This window comes from Novosphingobium sp., assembly GCF_030699305.1.
Lineage (GTDB): Bacteria > Pseudomonadota > Alphaproteobacteria > Sphingomonadales > Sphingomonadaceae > Novosphingobium.
Genome location: NZ_JAUYNB010000017.1, coordinates 169,601 through 177,653 on the forward strand (window position 1 = coordinate 169,601; position 8,053 = coordinate 177,653).

At 65.8% G+C, this 8,053-nt stretch carries 7 protein-coding genes; 3 read left to right on the plus strand and 4 right to left on the minus strand.

Features of this window, described 5'->3' with window-relative positions; genetic code table 11:
- Nucleotides 1–91: 91 nt before the first annotated feature.
- The 4 genes from Q8Q53_RS08545 to Q8Q53_RS08560 all read right to left on the minus strand — a co-directional run bounded on the left by Q8Q53_RS08545 (nt 92) and on the right by Q8Q53_RS08560 (nt 2,848).
- Entirely contained in the window at nt 92–337 is a 246-nt protein-coding gene (locus tag Q8Q53_RS08545; RefSeq protein ID WP_305701341.1) for a hypothetical protein, read from the minus strand.
- A gap of 103 nt (nt 338–440) precedes the next feature.
- Nucleotides 441–863 carry a nucleoside-diphosphate kinase gene (gene ndk / locus Q8Q53_RS08550; RefSeq protein WP_305701342.1) on the minus strand — a complete coding sequence of 141 codons (423 nt, stop codon included), beginning with the start codon at nt 861–863 and terminating at the stop codon, nt 441–443.
- A gap of 77 nt (nt 864–940) precedes the next feature.
- On the minus strand, nt 941–1,375 hold the full coding sequence (locus Q8Q53_RS08555; RefSeq protein ID WP_305701343.1) for a DNA polymerase III subunit chi: 435 nt from the start codon (nt 1,373–1,375) through the stop codon (nt 941–943).
- A gap of 9 nt (nt 1,376–1,384) precedes the next feature.
- The gene (locus Q8Q53_RS08560) at nt 1,385–2,848 is read right to left on the minus strand and encodes a leucyl aminopeptidase (RefSeq protein ID WP_305701344.1); all 1,464 of its coding nucleotides are present in this window, start codon (nt 2,846–2,848) and stop codon (nt 1,385–1,387) included.
- Nucleotides 2,849–2,957: 109 nt separating this feature from the next.
- Here Q8Q53_RS08560 and Q8Q53_RS08565 point away from each other — a divergent pair, with 109 nt between their 5' ends.
- The 3 genes from Q8Q53_RS08565 to pdxA all read left to right on the plus strand — a co-directional run bounded on the left by Q8Q53_RS08565 (nt 2,958) and on the right by pdxA (nt 7,985).
- Complete coding sequence (locus Q8Q53_RS08565; protein ID WP_305701345.1) at nt 2,958–5,219, plus strand: LPS-assembly protein LptD; 2,262 nt, start codon at nt 2,958–2,960, stop codon at nt 5,217–5,219.
- Nucleotides 5,220–5,358: 139 nt separating this feature from the next.
- Complete coding sequence (locus Q8Q53_RS08570; protein WP_371136532.1) at nt 5,359–6,735, plus strand: peptidylprolyl isomerase; 1,377 nt, start codon at nt 5,359–5,361, stop codon at nt 6,733–6,735.
- Between the two features lie 245 nt (nt 6,736–6,980).
- Nucleotides 6,981–7,985 (plus strand): 4-hydroxythreonine-4-phosphate dehydrogenase PdxA, encoded by a 1,005-nt coding sequence (pdxA, locus tag Q8Q53_RS08575; RefSeq protein ID WP_305701346.1) that lies wholly within the window; start codon nt 6,981–6,983, stop codon nt 7,983–7,985.
- The last annotated feature ends 68 nt before the right edge of the window (nt 7,986–8,053 follow it).

The window sequence follows — 8,053 nt, forward strand, 5'->3', positions numbered from 1 at the left end:
ACGGACTGACAACGGCACCTCCGACGCAATGTGTGGAAGGAATTACCGCGACAGTTGCAAGCCCCCCCCAGACCAGGCAGCGCCGCGCCTGCTAAATCTCGCTCTCATCCACCAGCGGGCGGCTTTCGCGGGTGCCTTTGTAGCGGGCGTCCGGTTCGCTTTCGCCCGGTGAGATCACCACGAAATCATCGCCCACTTCGATCAGCGTGCCGACGAAGGGAAAGCCGTCGAAACTGCCACCCACCCGGTAGCTGACCGTATCGCCGACCTTGAACGTCGCCGGATCGAAATTGAATTCAAACGGGCAATCTTCTCCGCCCGCACCCATGCCTTTCATTGCGTCTCTCCTTTGCGCGGCAGGATAGGCCGAACCGCGCGCAAAAGGAAAGGGCCGCCGGATCGCTCCGACGGCCCTTTCCTGAAACGGTGAACCGGATGGTTCAGCCGACGATTTCTTCCGGCTTGAAGAAGTAGGCGATTTCGATCGCCGCGTTCTCGTCCGAGTCCGAGCCGTGGACCGAATTGGCTTCGATCGATTCGGCGAATTCCGCACGGATCGTGCCGGGGGCAGCGTCCTTGGGGTTGGTGGCGCCCATCACGTCGCGGTTGCGCTGCATGGCGTTTTCACCTTCCAGCACCTGCACGACCACCGGGCCGCTGACCATGAAGCTGACCAGTTCACCGAAGAAGGGGCGTTCCTTGTGGACCGCGTAAAAACCTTCGGCCTGTTCCTGGGTCATCTGGATGCGCTTCGAGGCAACGACGCGCAGGCCGGCTTCTTCCAGCTTGGCGGTGACCGCGCCGGTCAGGTTGCGGCGCGTGGCATCGGGCTTGATGATCGAGAAAGTGCGGGTAACCGCCATGGTATTATCCTTGCGAACTATTACGGGAGGGGTCTGTTGGCGCGCGCCCTAGCGGGGATTGCGCCGCGCTGCAACATTCATGCAGCCTTGATCCAGCGCCCGTCCTCCTGCCGCCAGAAGTTGCGCTCCAGCCCGGCATGGCCGCCCAGCGTGCGCCACACGCCGCGCGCATCATCGATATTGGCGTTGTCGAACAACAGGAACGCGCGCTCATATTCCAGCGCCTGGTCCAGCCAGCGGCCATCGGCCATGGCGATATAGCGCGCGCCGTTGGCCGCATCGGGCAGGTCGGCCAGCAGCACCGGCTGGCTGGCATCGTGCGGCCCGCCCGCCAGCCCGTGCGCCAGAAAGCTGTCCTTCAGCGCCCACAACGCCTGACTGAGCCGCGCGGTCAGGTCGTCATCGGCGGACACGACCAGCAGCCGTTCGCCCAGTTTCAGCGTGTTGCGCGCGATCAGCGGCAGGGCGCTTTCCGCGCCGCCCTGCCCAAGCTGATAGAAATCCACGCGCATGGGCGGGCCTCAGTCTTCCAGATGGTCCCGCACAAAGCGGTCCAGAACGCGCACGCCGAAGCCCGTTGCACCCTTGTCCCAGGTCGCGCCGGGCTTGGCCGCCCAGACCATGCCCGCAATGTCGAGGTGCGCCCAGGGCGTGCCTTTGTTCACGAACCGCTGGATGAACTGCGCCGCCGTGATCGAGCCGCCTTCGCGCGGGCCGACGTTCTTCATGTCGGCAATCGGGCTGTCGATCAGCTTGTCGTAGGCCGGACCCATCGGGAAGCGCCACAGCTTGTCGCCCGTCGCTGTGCCGGAAGCGAGCAGCTTGCCCGCCAGCTTGTCATCGTTGGAGAACAGCCCGCCGTGTTCGTTGCCCAGCGAGATGATCATCGCGCCGGTCAGCGTGGCGAGGTCGATTACCGCCGTGGGGTCAAATTCCTGCTGCACCCAGGTCACCGCATCGCACAGCACCAGCCGCCCTTCGGCGTCGGTATTGATAACCTCGATCGTCTGGCCCGACATCGAAGTCACGACATCGCCGGGGCGCTGGGCGTTGCCATCGGGCATGTTTTCCACCAGCCCGCAGATGCCGACCACGTTTGCCTTGGCCCCGCGCTTGGCCAGCGCGAGCATCGCGCCCGCAACCGCGCCTGCGCCGCCCATGTCCCACTTCATGTCTTCCATGCCGCCAGGGGCTTTCAGCGAAATGCCGCCGGTGTCGAACGTCACGCCCTTGCCGACGAAGGCGGCGGGCTTGCCGCCAGTGGGGCCGCCCTTCCATTCCATCACCAGCAATTGCGGTTCGCGCACCGAACCTTGCGCCACGCCGAGCAGCGCGCCCATGCCCAGCGCGGCCATTTCGGCCTGCCCCAGCACGCGGATCACCACGCCGGTTCCGGCAAGGCGCGCCTGCGCGCGGGCGACGAAGCTGGCGGGATAGATCACGTTGGCCGGTTCGGTCACCAGTTCACGGGTGAACTCCACGCCCTCGGCCAGCGCGGCTTCGATGGCCCAGGCCTCAACCGTCCCGGCGGGGGCGTTGGCGACGTGGATCGTGGTCAGGCTGGGCTTCTGATCGTCGGCCAGCTTGGTGCGATAGGCATCGTGCCGCCAGCCGCGCAGCCGCGCGCCCAGCAGCACCGCCGCCGCATCGGTGGCCGACAGGCCTGCACCCGACAGGTCAAGCGTCAGCGCGGTCACGCCGGAGGTCAGGTACTTTGCCGTCACCGCCGCGCCCGCGCGTTCCAGCGCGGCGCTGCGGTCCTTGGCCTTGGGATCGCCCGCCCCGGCCAGCGCGATGCGCACCACCGCGCCGCCCTGCGCGACGAAGCCTTCGTGCAGTTGCCCGGTCTTGCCGGTAAAGCGCGAGGCGCGCGCGCCTTCGACCAGCACCGCGTCAAGATCGGCGGGCAGCGCATCAAGGTTGACGATGCGCGCGACCGGGCTGGTTCCGGCGATAATTGGTCCGGCGAGAAATTCGATGATCATGCTTGCTCCCATGGGAAACTGACCCACCGGCCCCGCACCCGCGATGAAGTGTTGGTCCAAGTGGTTTGCGTGGATTGCAGTTAGGCGCGGGCGGTGCGATAGGCAAGCCATGCTCCCTGACCCGCAGCCCCTGCTGCCACTTCCGGAACTGTGCCCATCCAGCTGGCGAACCGGCGGCCTAGCGCTGGCGATCATGCTGGCCTGCGCGCCGGTCGCGGCCCTGGCGCAGGACGAACCGGCCGACGCCGCCCTGACGGCCAGCGATGGTGAAACCATCGGATTCGAAGCCGACGGCGTCAGTTATGACAGCAACACGGAAATCATCACCGCCTTCGGCAGCGTGGTGATGCGGCGCGGCGATCAATCCGTCCGGGCTGACCAGATCATCTGGAACCGGAAAACCGGCCTGATCGAGGCGACTGGCAATATCCGGTCGGTCGATGCGGATGGCAACCAGCTGTTCACCGACAAGATCGAACTGACCGATGAGTTCAAGGCCGGGGCGATGCAGAACATGCTGCTGGCCCTGCGTGAAGGCGGGCGGCTGGCCGCGGCCAGCGGTTCGCGCGCCGAGGACGGCACGATCCTGCTGGAACGCGCGGTCTATACCGCCTGCGCGATCGAGGACGATGAAGGCTGCCCCCGCCAGCCCAGCTGGCGCATCACCGCCCAGCGCGTGATCTATGACGACAGCAAAAAGCAGGTGACTTTCAAGGGCGCGCGGCTGGAACTGTTCGGCGCGCGGCTGCTGCCTTTGCCGGGGCTGGTGCTGACCACCGATGGACGGCCGATTTCGGGCCTGCTGATCCCCGACGTGCGCCTGTCGGCATCCAACGGCGTGGAGTTTTCCGAGACCTGGTATCAGCGCCTGTCGCCCAACCGCGACATTTCGGTGACCGGCTATGTCTATACCGAGGCGCTGCCGATGATTTCGGCGCAGTACCGGGCCTTGACCGGCAAGGGCGCCTATCAGGTGACCGGCTATGCCACGCGCAGCAGCCGCATTTCGATTTCGGGCAACAGCGTGGGTTCGGAAAAGGACTTTCGCGGCTATTTCTTCGCCAACGGCAAGTTCCAGTTCAACCCGAACTGGAGCATCACGGCTTCGGGCCGGTTCGCATCCGACCGCACGTTCCTGCGCCGCTATGACATCAGCCGGGATGACCGGCTGCGCTCGATGATCGAGGCAGAGCGGATCGACGAAAACTCGTATCTCTCGATCTCCGGCTGGGCGACCCAGACCTTGCGGGTCGGCGACAGCCAGGGGCAGGTGCCGGTGGCGCTGCCGATCATCGATTATCGCCGCCGGATCGGCGAACGGCTGCTGGGCGGCAAGATCGAATTGCAGGCCAATTCGATGGCGATCACCCGCACCAGCGGGCAGGATACCCAGCGCGCCTTTGCCAGCGCACGGTGGGATCTGCGGCGGATCACCCCGCTGGGGCAGGAAGTGACGCTGACCACGCTGGTGCGCGGCGATGTCTATCATTCGGATGAGAACGCGCTCACCTCAACGGCGATCTATCGCGGCAATCCGGGCTGGGAAACGCGCGGCCTGGCCACGGCGGCGATCGACGTGAAGTGGCCGCTGATGGGCGAGTTCGCGGGCGGAACGCAAGTGCTGACCCCGCGGTTCCAGGTCGTCGCCAGCCCCCGGCTGCGCAACCTGGCGGTGCCGAACGAAGACGCCCGCGCGATCGACCTGGAAGATTCCAACCTGTTCGCGCTCAACCGTTTCCCCGGATATGACCGGGTTGAGGACGGGGTGCGCTTTACTTATGGGCTGGACTGGCAGTTTGACCGGCCGGGCTGGCGGATCATGACCACCATCGGCCAGTCGTATCGCCTGTCCAGCCGCCCCACCCTGCTGCCCGATGGCACCGGCCTGTCCAACCGGGTGTCCGATGTAGTCGGGCGGACCGAAGTGCGGTTCCGCGACTTCGTGAAGCTCACGCATCGCTTCCGGCTCGACAAGGATAACTTCGCGGTCCGCCGCAACGAATTCGACGCGACGATCGGGACCGAAAGCACTTACGCCGAAATCGGTTACCTGCGGCTCAACCGCAATATCGGTTCGGGGATCGAGGATCTGATCGACCGTGAGGAACTGCGCATTGCCGGGCGGGTTTCGTTTGCCCGTTACTGGTCGCTGTTCGGATCGGGCGTGATCAACCTGACCAGCAAGAACGAAGACCCGCTGACCACGACCGACGGCTTCCAGCCGCTGCGCACGCGCATCGGCGTGGCCTATCAGGATGAATGCCTGGAGCTGGCGTTCACCTGGCGGCGCGATTTCGTGGCGACCGGGGACGCGCGCAAGGGCAATACGTTCCAGATCAATTTCGCGCTGCGGAACCTTGGGTTCAGGTGATAGCGGCGTGCGCAACATTGGCACTGGCGTCTAAACGCGCTATCCGCCGCGATGCTCAGCTTGGGTTAAGCCTGTTTGCGGCAGTGCCCCTGGCAAGTCCGGCCCGGAATCTCCGGTCGTTATTGGGAATTAGGTTACTGTGAAAAGCACCGCGCTGTTCCGTTCTTCGGCCCGTTTTCAGGCCCGTCTGTCGTTCCGTGTTGCCGCCGCCGCGCTGGCCGCAGGCACTGTCGCCATGACCGCCGCCGCCACGGCGCAGGATGGCGGGTCGATGGGCGGCCTGGTCCTGCCCGACAACCCCGAATTCTTCACCAAGAACGATCCCAACCTCCGCAAGGCCACGGTCATCGTCAACGGTGAGATCATCACCGGCACCGATGTTGACCAGCGCGTGGCGCTGATCGTCAACGCCAGCGGCGGGAAAGTCAGCCCGGATGAACTGACCCGCCTGAAGATGCAGGTGCTGCGCAACCTGATGGACGAAACGCTCCAGATTCAGGAAGCCAAGGCGCAGAAGGTCGAAGTCGAAAACAGCGAAGTCGATCAGACCTTCGCGCGCATCGCCCAGCAGAACTTTGGCCAGGATGCCAAGGCGATGGAAGCCTATCTGGCCAAGGTCGGATCATCCTCGGCCTCGCTCAAGCGCCAGATTCGCGGTGAACTGTCGTGGAACCGCCTGCTGCGCCGCAACGTCCAGCCGTTCGTCAACGTCTCGGACGAAGAAGTGCGCGAAGTGCTGAAACGGATGCAGGATGCCAAGGGCACCGAAGAATACCGGGTCGGCGAAATCTTCCTCTCGGCCACCAGCGAAACCCGCGATGCGGTCTATCAGAACGCCATGAAGATCGTCGAACAGCTCAAGGAAGGCGGCAGCTTCGTGGGCTATGCCCGCCAGTTCTCCGAAGCCTCGACCGCGGCCACCGGCGGCGATCTGGGCTGGGTGAAGCGCGGCGTGCTGCCGACCGAACTCGATGCCCTGCTGCCCACCGTGCAAAGCGGCCAGCTGGTTGGCCCGGTTGAAATCCGGGGCGGGTTCTCGATCCTGCTGCTGATCGACAAGCGTCAGGTGCTGACCGCCGATCCGCGCGATGCGCTGCTCAGCCTCAAGCAGATTTCCATCGGCTTTGCCCCCGGCGTAACCGAAACGCAGGCTACCGCCCGCGCCAAGGCGTTTGCCGACGCGATGGCCGGTGCGCGCGGCTGCGCGAATGCCGATGAAGTTGCCGCCTCGCTCGGCGCGGACGTCGTCAACAACGATCAGATCAAGGCGCGCGATCTTCCCACCCCGCTGCAAAATCTGGTGCTCAGCCTGAACCTGGGGGAAACCACCCCGCCGTTCGGCTCGATCCAGGAAGGCGTGCGCGTGCTGATGCTGTGCGGGCGTGACGATCCCAAGGCCGATACCGGCCCGGATTTCGAACAGGTCCAGACCCAGATGGAAGACGAACGCGTCAACAAGCGCGCGCAAACCTATCTGCGCGATCTGCGCCGCGATGCGGTGATCGATTACAACTGAGCTGGTGGAAGTGCGGCCCGCCTCACTTCCCGCCGCCTCGCTTCGTCACCCTGAACTTGTTTCAGGGTCCATCGCGCTGCACCCACAGAGCGCGCGATGCAGGCCCGGCGGCCCGGCTGGGCTTGCAGGGCGGCGGCAGCGTGCGGCGGCCCGATGGATGCTGAAACGAGTTCAGCATGACGGCGGTTTTTGGCGTGAACAGCGGCTTCAGACGGCAGAGGCAACCACCCAATGACCGGCACCCCATGACCGACACCGCACTGGCCATATCACTGGGCGATCCGGCGGGCGTCGGCCCCGAACTGATCGCCGCCGCCTGGGCGCGGCGATTCGCTGACGATCTGCCGCCGTTCTTCGCCGTTGGCGGGCCGGACCTGCTGGCCGAAGCGGCCAAGCGGCGCGGGCTGTCGCTGCCAGTCGTGCAGATTTTCCACCCTGCCGAAGCGCTTGATTGTTTCGATGTTGCCCTGCCCGTTCTGGCCGGGATCGACATTGATTACCGCCCCGGCGCGCCGGACCGCGAAGGCGCGGAGTTTGCACTCGCCTCGCTGACCGAAGCCGCCCGGCTGGCGGTGGACGGCGAAGCCGCCGCGCTCGTCACCGGGCCGATTGCCAAGGCGCGGCTGGCCGAAGTCGGGTTCGACTATCCCGGCCAGACCGAATTCGTCGCTGCTGCCTGCGGGATTGCCGCCGACGACGCGGTGATGATGCTGGCCGGGCCAAGCCTGCGCACGGTGCCGCTGACCGTTCACATCGCCTTGGCCGAAGTGCCCCGGCGCCTTTCGACCGACCTCATCGTCCGCCGCGCCCGGATCGTTGCTGCCGCGCTGGAGCGCGATTTCGGCATCGCGCAGCCCCGCCTCGCCATCGCCGCGTTGAACCCCCACGCGGGCGAAGACGGGCGCATGGGGGACGAGGAAGCGCGGATCATCGCGCCCGCCATCGCCGCGCTGCAAGCCGAAGGGATCACCGCCACCGGCCCCCACCCCGCCGACGCCCTGTTCGCCCCGCGCGCCCGCGCCGGGTTCGATGCAGCGCTGTGCATGTATCACGATCAGGCGCTGATCCCGCTGAAAGCGCTCGATTTTGATAGCGGCGTAAATGTCACGCTCGGCCTGCCGATCATCCGCACCTCGCCCGACCACGGCACCGCGTTCGGGATTGCCGGGACCGGGCAAGCCGACGCAGGCGCGACCATCGCCGCGATCCGCATGGCAGGCGAATGCGCAATGCGGCGGGCAGATCGGTAAACCCACACCCGTTCGTGTCGAGCGAAGTCGAGACCCGTTGCGCACACGTGTCTCGACTTCGCTCGACA

Excerpts from the sequence above, each read along its gene's own strand:
- Q8Q53_RS08545 (WP_305701341.1), bottom strand. The coding sequence starts at position 337 with ATGAAAGGCATGGGTGCGGGCGGAGAAGATTGCCCGTTTGAATTCAAT.
- Q8Q53_RS08555 (WP_305701343.1), bottom strand. The coding sequence starts at position 1,375 with ATGCGCGTGGATTTCTATCAGCTTGGGCAGGGCGGCGCGGAAAGCGCC.
- Q8Q53_RS08565 (WP_305701345.1), top strand. The coding sequence starts at position 2,958 with ATGCTCCCTGACCCGCAGCCCCTGCTGCCACTTCCGGAACTGTGCCCA.
- ndk (WP_305701342.1), bottom strand. The coding sequence starts at position 863 with ATGGCGGTTACCCGCACTTTCTCGATCATCAAGCCCGATGCCACGCGC.
- Q8Q53_RS08560 (WP_305701344.1), bottom strand. The coding sequence starts at position 2,848 with ATGATCATCGAATTTCTCGCCGGACCAATTATCGCCGGAACCAGCCCG.
- pdxA (WP_305701346.1), top strand. The coding sequence starts at position 6,981 with ATGACCGACACCGCACTGGCCATATCACTGGGCGATCCGGCGGGCGTC.